Origin of the sequence: Paenibacillus sp. EZ-K15 (assembly GCF_002573715.1) — a bacterium.
Taxonomy (GTDB): domain Bacteria; phylum Bacillota; class Bacilli; order Paenibacillales; family Paenibacillaceae; genus Paenibacillus_AQ.
In genome coordinates, this window is record NZ_PDHM01000001.1 from 20303 (window position 1) to 36601 (window position 16299).

Genomic DNA, 16299 nt, shown 5'->3' on the forward strand with positions numbered 1-16299 from the left:
AAAATATCACATTCTAAAAAAAATTCCTGTTTTTAGGACATTTTGTATTAGAAAAAAGAAGGATTTCTGGTTTGCTGTGTGGAATTATACACCAAGTCTCTGATGGAAAAAGGTGGTGAACACATATGCAAATTACGGATGTCAGACTCCGCCGTGTTAACTCTGAGGGGAGAATGAAGGCAATCGCATCCATTACCATCGATAATGAATTTGTCGTTCACGACATTCGCGTCATCGACGGAAACAATGGAATGTTTGTTGCAATGCCGAGCAAACGCACTCCTGATGGAGAATTCCGCGACATTGCCCATCCCATTTCTTCCGGTACTCGCGAGAAAATTCAATCGGCTGTATTGGCCGAGTATGAGCGAGCGGCTACTGAAGAAGAAGTGATTGAAGAAGGCGCTTAAGATTTACAATTGGGGTTCAAGGAAAAGAGAGCCATACCTGTGGCTCTCTTTTCTTTTTTTGTAGAATGATATATATTCAGTAGTGAGTTCAAGAGGAGGAGGCATGGCCCTTGAAAAGATTTGCTATTGTGCTCGCCGCTGGGCAGGGCAAACGTATGAAATCCAAACTATATAAAGTGCTGCATCCTGTTTGTGGCAAGCCGATGGTCGGACATGTATTACAAACTGTACAGCAGGTAAACTGTGAACGCAGTGTTGTGGTCGTAGGCCATGGTGCGGAAACGGTTCGGGCTTATCTGCAAGACGCAGCCGAGTATGTACTGCAGGAGCAGCAGCTCGGAACGGGTCACGCTGTGAAGCAAGCCAAGGAATTACTTGGCGGTGAAGAAGGATCCACGATTGTCATTTGCGGGGATACTCCGCTGGTGACGTCCGAGACACTGGAGAATCTTTTGAAGCTTCATGAAAGCAACAATGCGGCCGCTACGGTGCTTACCGCGCATATGGATAACCCGAAAGGCTACGGCCGGGTCATTCGAGGCGAGGATGGCAGCGCACTTCGGATTGTTGAGCAGAAGGATTGCAGTCCGGAAGAGGACGCAGTCACTGAAATTAATACCGGTACCTATTGTTTTGACAATAAAAAGCTATTCGCTGCACTGGATAATGTAACCAACCAGAATGCGCAGCAGGAATATTACCTGACCGATTGCATCGGCATTTTGAAACAAGCCGGCGAGACCGTGCTTGCTTATCAGACGGATGATTACGCCGAATCGATTGGCGTTAACGATCGCCTAGCGCTGTCGGAAGCCGAAGGCTTCATGAGAGAGCGCATCAATCGCATGCACATGTTGAACGGTGTTACGATCATTGACCCGGCTTCAACCTATATCGGAGCTGATGTTAAGATTGGTTCAGATACAGTACTCTATCCCGGTACCGTCCTGAAAGGGAATACGGTGATCGGTGAAGATTGCGTGATCGGACCGGATACCGAAATCGAGGACTCTGCTATCGCGGATGGCGCCAGCGTCATACATTCGGTGCTCGGCAGCGCTGAAGTCGGCTCCCGGACCTCCGTAGGACCGTTTGCTTATCTTCGTCCAGGCGCCAAGCTGGGGGACGATGTAAAGGTGGGCGACTTCGTCGAAGTGAAGAACGCCACGATTGACAACGGCTCTAAAGTATCCCATCTCAGTTATGTTGGTGATGCCAAAGTCGGCAAAAACGTTAATATCGGCTGTGGTGCGATTACAGTCAACTATGATGGTTATAATAAGTCCATTACCGAAATTGAAGATGATGCATTTATCGGCAGTAATGTGAATTTGATTGCACCGGTGAAGGTGGGCAAGGGCGCATTCGTTGTTGCAGGCTCTACCATTACGCATTCCGTTTCGGACAATGATCTGGCCATCGCCAGACAGCGTCAGGAGAACAAGCCAGGGTACGCAGAGAAGATCCGGGCACGCGCCATCGCCAAGAAGAACAAGAAATCGTAATTATCCCTGCTTCCTTAACCAAGATATGAAGCGGTGATCGGATACCTAATTCAACGAACCAGCACGGAGGGTTTTTATTCTATGACTTATCTTGATTCTAAATTAAAAATATTCACGTGTAATTCCAATCCTAAACTTGCCCATCAGATCGCCGATTATATCGGCATTCCGATGGGGGAATCGCATACAACCAGCTTTAGCGACGGCGAGATTCAAGTAAAGCTCTCCGAAAGCGTACGGGGCTGCCATGTTTATATTGTGCAGTCCACTTGTTTGCCGGTGAATGATAACCTGATGGAGCTGCTGGTTATGGTGGATGCGCTCAAGCGGGCATCCGCGAAGAGCATCAACGTGGTTATTCCGTATTACGGATATGCCCGTCAAGACCGCAAAGCGCGTTCGCGGGATCCGATCACCGCTAAGCTGGTTGCGAACCTGATCGAAAAAGCAGGAGCTCATCGCGTCATTACGATGGACCTGCATGCGATGCAGATTCAGGGATTTTTCGATATTCCGGTGGATCATCTGCTCGGCGTACCGATTCTTGCCCAATATTTCCGTTCAAAGCAGATCGAGAACCCGGTCGTTGTATCTCCGGATCACGGCGGTGTGGTTCGCGCGAGAAAGCTTGCTGATTTCCTGAATGCGCCGCTGGCTATTATCGATAAACGCCGACCGGAGCCGAATGTCAGTGAAGTCATGAACATTATCGGAAATATCGAAGGCAAGACCGCTATTCTGATTGATGACATTATCGATACCGCCGGTACGATTGTGCTGGGTGCCAATGCGTTGATGGAAGGCGGCGTGAAGGAAGTCTACGCGTGCTGTACACATCCGGTTCTCTCGGGCCCTGCCCATGAGCGACTGGAAAACTCCCCGCTGAAGGAAGTTGTTGTAACAGACACCATTCCGATCACCAATCCGAACCCGAGCAGCAAGCTGACGGTGTTGTCGGTTGCTCCGTTGATGGGTGAAGCCATCATCCGGGTTCATGAGGAATTGTCGATTAGTAAATTGTTTGAAATAGAATAATAAACCGTGTAAAGGCAGGGTTACATCTCCTCATGAGGAGATGTAACCCTTGTCGGCTATAAAGACTTTGCTGCTTTGGTTAGCAAGAGCAGATGAACAGCCGGAAAGAAAACGTTTTCATAAGTTCAGCCTGTTAATAGAGCGCAAGCTTGTTAATATCCGGGCCTAGAGATAAAAGTGAACGTACTCCGGTTGTACAGCGTTCCCTCAAGCTCGACAAAATAGGCGTCGACTGCCGTGATCAGACCCACGTCTATGTGACAACCCAGTTCATAGATTTGAACAGGGATGCCATGCTTCATATGGTATTGAAAATGGCTGTGGTGCGTTAATTTCTGTTCGAAAGCTTTCAATGCCGATTCACCTTCTTATGAGGCATAACGCCGATAGGTTTTGTTCATATTGTACTCAGAAATGCGCAAAGAAGAAAGTATAAATCGTGAAAGGAATCAACCTGTGATGAAATGGATTGTCGGACTGGGCAACCCCGGTTCAAATTATGAGAAGACACGCCATAATGTTGGATTCATGGCGCTGGATGCACTGGCAGAGCGACACGGCATGAAGTTCAACCAGAATAAATGCAAATCGGTCATCGCCGAAGGGATGATTGGCGGTACCAAAACCGTCCTGATCAAACCGATGACGTTCATGAATCTTTCGGGCGAGGCCGTGCGTGCTTATATGGATTATTATAAAGTGAGTCTTGAGGACATGATTGTGGTCTATGATGATTTGGATACCGTCGTCGGTAAGATCCGCCTGCGGTATCAGGGCAGTGCTGGAGGACATAATGGCATTAAATCCATTATTCAGCATACCGGGACTCAGAGCTTCAACCGTGTTCGTATGGGCATATCGAGGCCTGAGCCGGGTTATGCGATTGTGGATTATGTGCTTGGTACTTTTCCGAAGAAGGAACGCGAACAGCTGCAGAGCATGGTAGAGGAGACCTGTGACGCGCTGGAATTCAGTCTGGATCATACCTTTGAACAGACGATGGCGAAGTTTAACAAGTCTTAGAAAAGCATCATAGAATGGAAGTATCCAAAGAGATGATTCCTAAGTCATAGGGCAACCGTAACATCGAAGTCTTAAACGAGGAAAATCCGGGCATACTGAAGGTATACACGACCTTCAGGAGGCATATGATGGCGATAACCTATGTTTGCAGACACTGTCGGGCGTTTCAGGGCCGCATCGATTCCAATTACGTATCCGATGCTCGTCTCGGATTTGATTCCTTGACCCCTGAGGAACGCAAGGATATAATAGCCTATGATTTTAACGGAGAAGTAATGGTCCGGGTAACCTGCGATCATTGCAGAGAAGCCCTCGAAGCCCATCCGGAACTTAGCCTTTTGGCAAATCCCCTGCAATGAGCGTATAATGGGGTACACGACGTTTTTTTGGTAGAAGACATACAGCGGCAGGCTCTGCCGCTGCTCTAGCCTTGGCAGTTTTGCTCAAGGCTTCTTTTCGGTTATAATTTTTTGGCAATCGTCTAAAATTCCATGAGAAATAGAGTCTAGGAAATTCATTTCTTTTGCATAAGAGAGGTGCCCCTTTTGTTACAAGCACTTATTGATGTATTTTCGAAGGATTCGGACTTCAAATCCATAACTGCTGGCGTCCAAGCCGGCATGAGGGAGCAATTGATCTCCGGTCTTTCTGGGTCGTCCAGGCAGATCTTAATGGCCGCATTGCACCAGGACCAGCAGCGCCCGCTGCTCGTTGTCACTCATAATATGTTTTCAGCCCAGAAAATTGCGGATGATTTACAGGAAGCGCTCTCACCGGACCAAGTATTGTTATACCCGGCGAATGAACTGGTAGCGGCCGAGTCGGCCGTTTCAAGCCCCGAGACTCTGGCGCAGCGGATTGATGTACTCGTCCGTTGTGCAAGAGGCTTCCGGGGTATTGTCGTTGTTCCATTTTCCGGCGTGCGTCGCCTGCTTCCCGCTCCCGAAGTGATGTCTGATGCACGAATTGTGCTTCATGACGGCGGGACACTCGTGCTGGATTCCTTCCTGAACCAGATGATCGAGATGGGATATGAACGGGTGGAGCGCGTCGAGAGCCGCGGCGAGATGAGTGTCCGCGGCGGTATCATCGATTTTTATCCGATGACAACGACCATGGCGTACCGCATCGAACTGTTTGATGAGGATATCGACTCGATTCGTACCTTCGACCCAGCGGATCAGCGTTCGATTGACAAGGTCCGGGAAGTCACAATTACACCATGCAAGGAAATTATTGCAGATTCAGAGCGGCTCAGCCGTACAGCGGATACGGTGGTCCGTCTGCTGGAGATGCAGCTCGAGCGCATGAGTGATCGTCAGGCCAAGCTTCGTCTGCGGGATGAAATGCACCGGGAAGTTGAGATGCTGCGCGAGCGGATATATTTCCCTGAAATCTATAAATATATCTCCCTGTTGTATCCGGAGAAGACCAATTTATATGATTACATGCCGAAGGATACGATTCTGATTATGGATGAGCCTGCTCGTCTGTTAGAAACAGTCAAGCAGTTGGAGCGGGATGAAGCGGAATGGAATTTGCATCTGATGCAGAATGGCAAATCGCTGCCGGATCTGCCGCTTTCACTGGATACGGAAGAACTGATCTATCAGCATCCCTATCAAAGTCTACTGATCTCGATCTTCCTGCGTCAGGTGCCAAGAATGCAGCCGCAGAATATCGTCAATGTGATTACGCGCGGCATGCAGGATTTCCATGGCCAGATGAACGTGCTCAAGGCTGAGATGGAGCGCTGGAAGAAGTCGGGCGTTCAGGTCATGATGCTGGCAGGCGATGCGGAGCGGATGGACCGCATGCGGCGGGTACTGCTGGACTATGGCATCGAAGAACCGGTTATGTTTGAGGGGCATCTGCAGAATGGCTTCGAGATGCCTTCGGTTCATGCTGCCATTATTACAGAGAGCGAGATGTTCTCCTCGAAGCAGCGCAAAACACGCAAAACCACAAAGAATATGGACAACGCCGAGCGCATCAAGAGTTATACGGAGCTCAAAGTCGGCGATTATGTGGTGCATCAAAACCATGGTATCGGGAAATATATGGGGATCGGGACGCTCGAAATCAACGGAATCCATAAGGACTACATGCATATTCTGTATGCCGGGGGCGATAAGCTGTCCGTTCCGATTGAGCAGATCGATCTCATTCAGAAATATGTCGGTTCCGAAGACAAGGAGCCGAAGGTTTACAAGCTGGGCGGAAATGAATGGACGCGGGTTAAGAACAAGGTTCGCTCTTCCGTTCAGGATATCGCCGATGATCTGATCAAGCTGTATGCCGAGCGTCAGACTGCGCCTGGGTACGGATTTGAGAAAGATACGTCGGAGCAGCAGGAATTCGAGGACATGTTCCCATATGATGAAACACCCGATCAGCTTCGAGCGATTACCGAAATCAAAAAAGACATGGAGCAGAACCGGCCGATGGATCGGCTGCTGTGCGGTGATGTCGGTTACGGGAAAACGGAAGTGGCCGTTCGCGCTGCGTTTAAAGCAGCGATCGAAGGGAAGCAGGTTGCGGTGCTGGTACCGACGACGATTTTGGCCCAGCAGCATTACGAGACGTTCCGGGAGCGTTTTGCCAATTATCCGATCAACATTCAGGTGCTGAGCCGTTTCCGGAGCCGTAAGGAGCAGAATGAGACGATCAAGAAAGTAAAGCAGGGCTCTGTTGATATTCTGATCGGGACGCACCGATTGCTGTCGCAGGATATTGTGTTCAAGGATCTGGGACTGCTGATTGTGGATGAGGAGCAGCGGTTTGGCGTAACCCATAAGGAGAAATTGAAGAAGCTGAAGACCAATGTCGACGTGCTGACGCTGACGGCAACGCCGATTCCGCGTACACTGCATATGTCGATGCTCGGCGTTCGGGATTTGTCCGTGATCGAGACACCGCCGGAGAACCGTTTTCCAGTGCAGACTTATGTCGTAGAGCATAGCCAGACCCTGGTGCGGGAAGCCATCGAGCGAGAGCTGGCCCGGGGCGGTCAAGTTTACTATCTCTACAATCGGGTTCAGGGCATTCAGGAGATGGCAGCCCAGATATCCATGCTGGTACCGGAGGCCCGAGTGGGTGTGGGACACGGGCAAATGTCGGAAACGGAACTGGAGAAGACCATTCTCGACTTCCTAGACGGCGAATACGATGTATTGGTTAGTACGAGCATTATTGAGACGGGTGTGGATATCCCGAATGTAAATACGCTTATCGTGCATGATGCGGACAAAATGGGCCTCTCTCAGCTGTATCAGCTGCGCGGACGGGTCGGACGTTCCAACCGGATCGCTTATGCTTATTTCACGTACCAGCGGGATAAGGTGCTGACCGAAGTGGCCGAGAAGCGGCTGCAGTCCATTAAAGAATTTACGGAGCTTGGCTCCGGATTCAAGATTGCGATGCGGGACCTGTCGATTCGCGGCGCGGGCAACCTACTCGGAGCGGAGCAGCATGGCTTTATTGCTTCCGTCGGGTTCGACCTGTATTCACAGATGCTGGCGGAGGAGATACAAAAACGCAAAGTCAGCATGCTGGGCGAGCCGCCATTGCCATCGAAGGACTGGAACACCTCCATCGATCTGGGGATTGATGCTTACTTGCCGTCTGATTACATTTATGACAGCATCCAGAAGATCGAAATTTATAAAAAAGTGGCTGTCGTTTCGTCTATCGACGAATCGGCTGAGCTTGAGGATGAGCTGCTTGACCGCTTTGGTGAGCTGCCGCTTGCGGTAAGTAACCTGCTTGCTGTATCCCGCTTGAAGGTATATGGTCGTACGTACGGGATCGACTCCATTATCCAGCGCGGCGATGATGTGCTGCTGCAGTTTTATGAAGGGCAGGATAAGGCGGTTGATACAGCAGGACTTGCGCAAATTGGAAATATGTTCGAAAGACGTGTACAATTTGAACAAGGGCCGACGATGGCCATTCGAATCAAAGGCAAGGGACTTTCCGATCAACAACTGTTAGAATTGCTGGAGCAATTCCTGGAGGCCGCAAAAGGGCCATTCAACCTGAAGGGAGAACTACAAAATGCCGTCAAGAAATAACAAGGCATGGAAGATGTTTATGGTATCCATCACAGCAGTACTATCCATGTCGATGATCGCTGCGTGCGGAAACGACAAGACTAAGGGAACCGAAAATGATAATAGCAAAGTTATTGTCAAATATAAGGGTGGAGAGATTACCGAGAAGGAATTTGATCTGGAACAGCGCATGATTCAGTTCATGTCCCCGGAATACGCCCAATTTTTACAAATGGATGAATTTAAAGAGTATTTGGCGAAACAGGGGGTAGCCTATGAATACCTGTACGCCAAAGCTGACGATAAAGCGAAGGAAGCTGCCGGGAAGCAAGCGGATGATTTGTTAAAGCAGCAGAAGAGCGGAATGGGCGAGGAGCAGTTTAAAGCTGCTCTAGAATCGCAGAAATTGACGGAAGACGATCTCAAAAATTATATGCTTCGCGTCATGACCGTTATGGAATATGAGAAGAATCAGGTAACCGAAGAGAATATCAAGAAGGAATTCGAGGCGAACAAGAAGGATTACACCAACATTAGCGTTCGTCATGTCCTGATTGGTTTTAAGGATGCCGAAGGCAAGGAAAGAGCAGAAGGCGAGGCGCTCAAAATTGCCAAGGAAGTACAGTCCAAGCTAAATAAAGGCGAGGACTTTGCTGCGGTCGCTAAGAAATACTCCGAGGATCCGGGCTCTAAGAACAGCGGAGGCCTGTATGAGAACAAACCGGCAGGCACTTGGGTACCGCAGTTCAAGGAAAAGGCACTGACGCTTGAGCTTAATAAGATCAGCGATCCGGTAGAAACTGATTACGGTTACCATGTCATGAAAGTAGAGAAGCGCGAGGAAGTGTCTTACGACAAGCTGCCTGCCGATCAAAAGGAAGGCATTCGAAATGAACTTGCCTCGGCGAAGATCGACAACTTTATGCAGAATGAGCTCAACGACCTGATTGAGAGCATGAATCTTCCGAAGAGTGAGAACGCGGACAAGCCTGCCGAAGGTACGGGAGACCAGAAGAAAGACGGTACCACGGACAAACCTGCGGAAGGTGATCAAACACCGGATGCAGGCAAGGAAGACACGGGTAAATAAGCCCCCGGACAAGGACTGGGCGATTGATATTGTAATGCGCTGCGGATAATGCCGGATGTTACGGCTAGCGCATGATCAAATGGTGGGATCTTCGAATCCATAACGTGCGAAATAGCGCGTTATGGATTTTTTCTCCCCTGACATCCGTCTCTTTCGAATGATATTTATTTTTGGATTTCGCAACCAACAGAGGGTAGATGATGTATAAGGAATTGGGAATGGATGAATACTATGGTCAGACATTAACTCTTATATACCTGGGGACATCCTCTTCCCGAATGGAACAGTAGTTGAAAAATCTTCTTATGAAAGTGGGGCAACAAGTGACATGAAAGCTACTGGTATCGTCCGCCGTATTGATGACCTCGGGCGCGTGGTCATTCCAAAAGAAATTAGACGCACACTGCGGATTCGCGAAGGTGACCCGCTGGAAATTTTCGTTGACCGGGATGGAGAAGTCATTCTGAAGAAATATTCACCGATCGGTGAATTGGGCGATTTTGCGAAGGAATACGCAGAGTCCCTTTATGAGAGCACAGGTCACATCACGATCATATCGGACCGTGATACATTTATCGCCGTAGCAGGCGGCTCCAAGAAGGAGTATTTGGACAAGCCGATCGGCAACCTTCTGGAAAACTGCATGGAAAATCGCAAGACGGTGCTGGAAAGCAACAGTGGTACGTATGAGATCAGCAAAGACAATCCGGAAACTTTATCCGCTTTTGTCGCTGCGCCTATCATTGCTGGAGGCGACCCGATTGGCAGTGTCGTGCTGATGAACAAGGACGAATCCGTGAACATGGGTGAGATGGAAGTGAAGATGTCTGAAACCGCCGCAGGCTTCCTCGGCAAGCAAATGGAACAATAAGACGAGGACATGAATCCTTGGATGGAGACTCCCGCTGAACGTTGATCACAGGGTCAATCGGCAGCTGGGAGTTTTTGTTGTCCGGTTTCTCCTTTTTGTACCCCTCTCCCACCCTTGGTTATAATGGAGGTACACATGGCAGCATCTGCGCAGATGTTTGGCCTGTGATACGAAAAAAAGAAACTAGGGGATTGGAAGAGGATATGAAACCAGATCAAACAGGGGCAAGGCTTCTACAGGGAGCGTTTATTCTCAGTGCGGCCGCGCTTCTGTCCAAGCTGATTGGCACGCTGCAAAAAATACCGCTGCAAAATATGGGTGGGGATGCCGTCTTTGGCATCTACAATACGGTTTATCCGTTCTATATGATGATCATTACGATAGCGGCGGTTGGCTTCCCCGCGGCGGTCTCCAAATATGTGGCAGAATATGAGGCCGAAGGGCGCACTGAGGACGGCCATCGCCTGCTGCGCCTGTCTTCCGTCTCGTTGGTGCTGTTCGGTCTAATTCTCGGCTTCCTGATGTATGTCTGTGCTCCGTGGATCGGGATGTGGATCGGAAGCAGTCAGGTTGTGCCCGCCCTCCGCGCAGGTGCGTTGGCGCTGGCATTCGTGCCTTGGATGTCGGTCCTGCGCGGTTATTTTCAAGGGCTGCACAATATGGTGCCAACGGCAATCTCCCAGATTACGGAGCAGGTTGTCCGTGTTGGGGTCATGATTGTGCTGCTGCTCTACATGATCCGTGCCGGTGCCGATCCTGACGTAATTGCCGCCGGAGCGCTGCTCGGATCTGCTGCCGGTGGCGCCGCCGGTCTATTGGTGATGGGACTATACTGGCGCAAGCATATCCGGTCAACTCGGGGTGAAATACAAGGAGAAGTAAGTCAAGGATTCGGAGCGGCGGGTATGAACGAAACGGGGATGCGTGCCGATGTAACTAGAGAGGGAGCAGGTGTTCTACTTGGCCGCCTGCTTGCTTATGGAATCCCCGTCTGTCTTAGTCTGCTCGCTGTTCCGCTGATTGGACTGGTGGATACCTTCACGGTGCCCCGGTTATTGACATCCGGTGGACTGGGCGAAGCAACGGCCATGGCGGAGTTTGGGGTCTATAACCGCGGATTGCCGCTTGTCCAGTTGGTTACGATGCTGGCTACTTCGTTGTCGGTTCTGTTTATCCCTGCGCTGGCGGAGGCCAAGTTCAAAGGAGAGTCCGCCCGGGTTGCAAGCCAAACCCGCATGGCCCTCCGTTGGTTTTGGCTGATCGGGATGACGGCCTCCGTAGGCTTGGCAGTGCTGGCTGAGCCGATTAACGTCATGCTGTACGAGGATGCTGCAGGGACGGTGACGATGCAGGTGATTGCCTTTACCGCTGCTGGGGGTACGCTAAGCACGATAACGGCTGCGCTGCTTCAAGGCATCGGCATTGTAAAAGCACCGGCGGTTCATCTGCTGGCTGCGGCTGGGCTCAAGCTGCTGCTCAACCTGCTGTTGGTGCCGCAGTTCGGCATTACCGGCGCAGCCATCGCCGGCGTGGCTGCGCATCTGACCGCCGCCGCGCTTAACCTCGCGCTGCTCTCGCGAAGCGCCGGCGCTCGCCTTGACGTCGGCGGCATGTTCGCGAGGACGCTGCCGGTCCTCGCCGCGGTGGCACTGGCCGCCTGGGGCGCAGGTGAGGCAGCCGGCGGCATCCTGGCGGCTGCTGGCCTCGCCCCGGGCCGCCTCACACACGCGGCTGCGAGCCTGAGCGGCGTCGCGGCTGGCTGCGGCGCCTTCCTTATCGGCGCCGCGCTCACGAAGCTCCTCACCGAGGAGGAGCTTCGAATGTTGCCGAAGGTCGGAAGCCCGCTGGCGGCCTTCTTGCGTGCCCTGCGCGTGCTGCGCTGACCCGGGCCGACGTGAGATGTTTGATCTTCTGTGATATAGTAGTGTACGATAATGACGTCGACAAGGCGGACGAAGACGAAAGGAAGTAGCGTATGAGTGCATCCATTACGGTGGTCGGCTTGGGTTCTGGCAACCCTGATCGATTGACGATAGGTATCATAAAAACCATGCAGCGGGCATCGAAGGTGTATGTGCGTACATTATCTCATCCCGTCATCGCTGCGTTGAATGAGTTCCAGATTCACCCGGAATCGTTTGACCATGTGTATGAAGCGCATGACACCTTTCCCGAGGTGTACGAATCCATTGCATCCGCGCTAATCAACTTGGCTAAGGCTGCCGAGGATGATCGTGAGCTTGTCTACGCGGTGCCCGGGCATCCGATGGTAGCGGAGGCAACGGTTCGGTTATTACGGGAGCGCTGCCCGGGAGAAAATGTGACGCTTACGGTGCTCGGCGGTGAGAGCTTTCTGGACGAGGCCTTCGTTCGCCTTGGTTTCGATCCCATTGAGGGCTTCCAGCTTCTCGATGCGGCTGAGCTACGTGCAAGTGTCATCCAGCCGCAGCTCCATACCCTGATCGGCCAGGTGTATGACATGTTTACCGCTTCGGAAGTTAAACTGGCGCTGATGGAACTGTATCCGGACGAATATCCGGTCATTGTCGGCCATGCGCTGGGCGTTGAGGGCGAGGAAGTGATCCAGCGCGTGCCGCTCTACGAGCTTGATCGCATCGACGGATATGGGAATCTGTCGCTGGTCTACGTACCCCGAAGCGATGACAGCCTGCTTCGACAGCGAACGTTTGCCAGACTCCATGAGATCGTTGGCATTCTGCGCAGTCCTGAGGGCTGTCCATGGGACCGTGAGCAGACCCATGAATCCATCCGCAAAAATCTGATCGAAGAAACCTATGAGGTATTAGAGACGATTGATGAGGATGATCCTGAGCATATGCAGGAAGAACTCGGGGATCTGCTGCTGCAGATTATGCTGCATTCTCAGATGGAAGAGGAGCTCGGTACCTTTACGGTGTATGATGTCATTCAAGCGCTGAATGACAAGCTGATCTTCCGTCACCCGCATGTCTTTGGCGAGAGCAGCGCCAAAGATGCGGAATCTGCCCTGCAGAACTGGGAGCAGATGAAAGCGGAAGAGAAGCGCCGCAAAGGGCTCTCCCCAGAGAAAGCCTCGGCACTGGATGGCATCCCGCGGGATCTTCCCGCCTTGATGAAGGCGTACAAGCTCCAGAAGAAGACATCCAAGGTTGGTTTCGATTGGGATAGCATCGAAGGCGTGTTCCAGAAGATTGAAGAGGAACTCGGTGAACTGAGGCAGGCGGTGACCGAGGGCCAGTCTGATGAGGATACGGCGCTTGAGCTCGGCGATCTGCTGTTCGCGGTCTCCAATGCGGCAAGATTTATCGGGACGGACCCGGAAGAGGCTCTTTCGAGAACGAACCGGAAGTTTGTCAGCCGCTTCAGCTACATAGAGGAGCAGCTTGCCGCCCAGGGGAAAACCTTGAAGGAAAGTACCCTGGACGAGATGGAAGCCCTATGGCAGGCAGCTAAATCGGGATCGACACAAAGCGGCGGTATCGATGTGTGAAAAAGGCAACTTTTCACGTAAAAAATAAAAAAATAGGGATTTGCGGCAGGAATTCCGCAAGGAATCCAGAATAATCATTAATGGTGAAATCTTGCAGATTGCAAGGCGGTTTAACCGAATAACCGTAAAATCTTATATTTTTCTGATAATTGGGAGGATTTAATTCATGAACAAAACAGATCTGATCAACAACATTTCCGGTAAAAGTGGATTGACAAAAAAAGACGTAGAGAACGTCTTGAACGGCTTCCTTGGTGAAATTACTGAAGCTTTGGCTAATGGCGATAAAGTTCAATTGATCGGCTTTGGTACATTCGAAACTCGCAAGCGCGCTGGACGTACAGGCCGCAACCCGCAAACAGGTAATACAATCGAAATTCCAGAATCCAACGTTCCTGCGTTCAAGGCAGGTAACAAGCTTAAAGAAGCCGTAAAATAATGCGTGTCGATAAATTCCTGAAAGTATCGAGGTTAATCAAGCGGCGTACCGTAGCGAAAGATGTATCGGATCAAGGTCGGGTGCTGATCAATGGCCGTGAGGCCAAGCCGAGCAGCACGGTTAAATTGGGCGATGAGATCACCGTCCAATTTGGTCAGAAGCTGGTGACCGTCCGGGTCGAGCGTCTTACCGAGACAACCCGTAAAGATGAGGCGACCAGCCTCTATACCTTGGTCAAGGAAGAACCGATCGTTAAAGATCGCGGATTGGACTGGTAAGCAGCCCGAGCCGTTCTATCAAACGTCCCTCTCACCATATGGTGTGGGGGACGTTTTTATGTTTATCATGGGTGTATAAACATTGGACCTCCCGCTCGCGTTCTTTCTCCGTGCATTCCTTGCAGCGTCACGATCATTCCTGAAGCGGTTGCTCTTCTTCCGGTTCTAAAGACAGGCGCCTTCCCATAAGCTATTGTTAAAAGGAGGGGTACATGCCATGATCGACCAAGGGAAGGGCAAGTTTCATGACCTGCGGATGCAGAACCGGAAGCTGCTGGACATTACGGGTGTCCAAAATGTGGAGAGCTTTGACAGTGAAGAATTTCTGCTTCAAACCGAGCTTGGGCATCTCACCATTCGGGGGCAAAATTTACATATTAAAAATCTCAGCCTGGAAGAGGGGCTTTTGTCGATTGAAGGTCAGGTGCACTCACTGATTTATTTGAATCCCGGTTCGCAGACCAAGAACAAGAGTCTGCTAGGTAAGCTGTTTAAATGAACCCCAGCGTACAATGGATCACGCTGCTCTGGATGCTCTTCTCCGGAGCAGCGATGGGAGTCGCCTTCGACAGCTACCGGGTGCTGGCAGGGCAGCTCCGTTTCCCGCAATGGTCCAAGCATACCCTGGACTTCCTTTACTGGATTGCGGCAGCCTTCTTCATTTTTCGCATGTTGTATGTGACCAATGACGGTCAACTGCGTTTTTATGTGTTTGTGGGCCTGTTTATAGGGGTTTGGATCTATTTTTTATTATGGAGTGTCATAACCCAGCGTTTTGTGGTAATGTTAATTCAAGTGACAAAAGGCTTGTTGTCCTTTTTGTACAAGCTGTTCCGTATCTTATTGTGGAATCCGATCAAAGGAATCCTGATGCTCATCTTAGGATTGTTAAGGTTTCTATGGAAGTTTCTCCTGTCGCTGTTGCGTTTAGTCCTTAAATGCCTCATGCCTTTTTGGCGACTTTTGAAATGGATGCTGAGACCGATCACATCCAGAGTCAGGCTGCCGGCATGGTGCAAGCAATTCGCGGACAAGGTTATCAAGGCGTGGAAGCGCTGGTTTTAGGAGGTATGGTCATGGGAAGATTTGCTGATCCATCGAAGCAGGCTCCCCAACAAACCAAGACAAAGAACAAAGGCGCACGCCGGCGTAAAAGAATGTTTGTGGCGATGATGGCGCTGTTTTTGATCTGGGCAGGTTCAACGCTCTGGTCCCAGAATGACCGCATCCGTAATCAGAACGAAGCGCTAGCTCAAAAGCAAGAGGATTATAAGTCCGTTGAACAGTCGCTAATCCAGATTACTCATGAAGTGGAGCGATTGAAGGACCCTGAATATATCGGGCAGATTGCCCGCAAGAAGTTTGGACTGTATCTGCCAAATGAGACGCCGATCATTCAGCCCCAAAATTCGGGCGAAGAGCCGTAATTAGGCATGACAGACGTCTGTTGACCTTGTTTAGGTCATTATCGTATAATCAAATCACCGCAGCGCGATTTATAAATCGGACTGTATATTTTTAAGGGAGGATCATTTTATTCTATGGCAATTGAAGTGGGCACCAAGTTAGAGGGCAAGGTGACAGGCATAACGCATTTTGGAGCATTTGTGGATCTGTCAGGAGGTGTCACGGGTCTCGTTCACATCTCGGAGATCGCCGACAACTACGTTAAGGATGTCAACGATCATTTGAAGATCAACGATGTCGTTACCGTGAAGGTGATTAATGTCGACAAGGACGGCAAGATCGGTCTTTCGATCAAGCAGGCTGTCGACAAGCCGGCTTCCGAAAGTCGTCCACCCCGCGCACCGAGACCGGAACGCAGTGGCGGCGGCGGAGAACGATTCGGAGGTGGCGGTGGTGGAGGATTCAACCGTGAACGCGGCGGACGCCCGTTTAAGCCTGCGGCCAACAAGCCTTCATTTGAGGATAAAATGTCACGCTTCCTAAAAGACAGTGAAGAACGAATCTCTTCGCTTAAGAAGAATACGGAAGGCAAACGCGGGGGACGCGGAGCCAAACGTATGTAATTCGATAAAATATAAACTGACCGCAGAGGGAAATCGCCTTCTGCGGTTTTTTTGTCGTTGCATCCAAGGGTACGAC

At 50.7% G+C, this 16299-nt stretch carries 17 protein-coding genes; 16 read left to right on the forward strand and 1 reads right to left on the reverse strand.

All coding sequences use genetic code 11. The annotated features are described in order from the left end of the window. Positions 1-125: 125 nt before the first annotated feature. From spoVG to CRG97_RS00130, 3 genes are all read left to right on the forward strand, one after another. Positions 126-410: a septation regulator SpoVG gene (spoVG, locus tag CRG97_RS00120; RefSeq protein WP_006207419.1), complete on the forward strand. Its 285-nt coding sequence runs from the start codon at positions 126-128 to the stop codon at positions 408-410. Positions 411-520: 110 nt separating this feature from the next. Continuing rightward, positions 521-1915, forward strand: a complete 1395-nt coding sequence (glmU, locus tag CRG97_RS00125; protein WP_098741218.1) for a bifunctional UDP-N-acetylglucosamine diphosphorylase/glucosamine-1-phosphate N-acetyltransferase GlmU — start codon at positions 521-523, stop codon at positions 1913-1915. Between the two features lie 81 nt (positions 1916-1996). Further along, positions 1997-2950, forward strand: coding sequence for a ribose-phosphate diphosphokinase (locus tag CRG97_RS00130; RefSeq protein WP_006207421.1), 954 nt, complete (start codon positions 1997-1999; stop codon positions 2948-2950). A gap of 152 nt (positions 2951-3102) precedes the next feature. On the opposite strand, the gene CRG97_RS00135 is transcribed toward CRG97_RS00130, so the two are convergent. Continuing rightward, positions 3103-3303 (reverse strand): hypothetical protein, encoded by a 201-nt coding sequence (locus CRG97_RS00135; protein WP_098741219.1) that lies wholly within the window; start codon positions 3301-3303, stop codon positions 3103-3105. Positions 3304-3409: 106 nt separating this feature from the next. Between CRG97_RS00135 and pth the strand changes: the two genes are divergently transcribed. From pth to CRG97_RS00200, 13 genes are all read left to right on the forward strand, one after another. After that, the gene (gene pth / locus CRG97_RS00140) at positions 3410-3973 is read left to right on the forward strand and encodes an aminoacyl-tRNA hydrolase (protein ID WP_076326543.1); all 564 of its coding nucleotides are present in this window, start codon (positions 3410-3412) and stop codon (positions 3971-3973) included. A 128-nt stretch (positions 3974-4101) separates the two neighbouring features. Further along, entirely contained in the window at positions 4102-4332 is a 231-nt protein-coding gene (locus CRG97_RS00145) for an anti-sigma-F factor Fin family protein (RefSeq protein ID WP_098741220.1), read from the forward strand. A 186-nt stretch (positions 4333-4518) separates the two neighbouring features. After that, positions 4519-8046 (forward strand): transcription-repair coupling factor, encoded by a 3528-nt coding sequence (mfd, locus tag CRG97_RS00150; protein ID WP_098741221.1) that lies wholly within the window; start codon positions 4519-4521, stop codon positions 8044-8046. Continuing rightward, positions 8030-9115, forward strand: a complete 1086-nt coding sequence (locus CRG97_RS00155) for a peptidylprolyl isomerase (RefSeq protein ID WP_098741222.1) — start codon at positions 8030-8032, stop codon at positions 9113-9115. The genes mfd and CRG97_RS00155 overlap by 17 nt, the downstream gene beginning before the upstream one ends. Positions 9116-9443: 328 nt before the next feature. After that, positions 9444-9986, forward strand: coding sequence for a stage V sporulation protein T (gene spoVT / locus CRG97_RS00160; RefSeq protein WP_098741223.1), 543 nt, complete (start codon positions 9444-9446; stop codon positions 9984-9986). A gap of 203 nt (positions 9987-10189) precedes the next feature. Next, positions 10190-11869, forward strand: coding sequence for a putative polysaccharide biosynthesis protein (locus CRG97_RS00165; RefSeq protein ID WP_098741224.1), 1680 nt, complete (start codon positions 10190-10192; stop codon positions 11867-11869). A 92-nt stretch (positions 11870-11961) separates the two neighbouring features. Next, positions 11962-13476, forward strand: coding sequence for a bifunctional methyltransferase/pyrophosphohydrolase YabN (gene yabN / locus CRG97_RS00170; RefSeq protein ID WP_098741225.1), 1515 nt, complete (start codon positions 11962-11964; stop codon positions 13474-13476). 166 nt (positions 13477-13642) lie between these two features. After that, positions 13643-13915 (forward strand): HU family DNA-binding protein, encoded by a 273-nt coding sequence (locus tag CRG97_RS00175; protein ID WP_009591918.1) that lies wholly within the window; start codon positions 13643-13645, stop codon positions 13913-13915. Continuing rightward, on the forward strand, positions 13915-14193 hold the full coding sequence (locus CRG97_RS00180) for an RNA-binding S4 domain-containing protein (protein WP_076326537.1): 279 nt from the start codon (positions 13915-13917) through the stop codon (positions 14191-14193). Before CRG97_RS00175 ends, CRG97_RS00180 begins: the two co-directional genes overlap by 1 nt. A gap of 217 nt (positions 14194-14410) precedes the next feature. Further along, complete coding sequence (gene yabP / locus CRG97_RS00185) at positions 14411-14692, forward strand: sporulation protein YabP (RefSeq protein ID WP_009591926.1); 282 nt, start codon at positions 14411-14413, stop codon at positions 14690-14692. Then, entirely contained in the window at positions 14689-15258 is a 570-nt protein-coding gene (yabQ, locus tag CRG97_RS00190) for a spore cortex biosynthesis protein YabQ (RefSeq protein WP_098741226.1), read from the forward strand. Before yabP ends, yabQ begins: the two co-directional genes overlap by 4 nt. A gap of 11 nt (positions 15259-15269) precedes the next feature. Beyond that, positions 15270-15620 carry an FtsB family cell division protein gene (locus CRG97_RS00195; RefSeq protein WP_098741227.1) on the forward strand — a complete coding sequence of 117 codons (351 nt, stop codon included), beginning with the start codon at positions 15270-15272 and terminating at the stop codon, positions 15618-15620. 114 nt (positions 15621-15734) lie between these two features. Beyond that, the gene (locus CRG97_RS00200; protein WP_009591896.1) at positions 15735-16223 is read left to right on the forward strand and encodes a S1 domain-containing RNA-binding protein; all 489 of its coding nucleotides are present in this window, start codon (positions 15735-15737) and stop codon (positions 16221-16223) included. Positions 16224-16299: the final 76 nt, after the last annotated feature.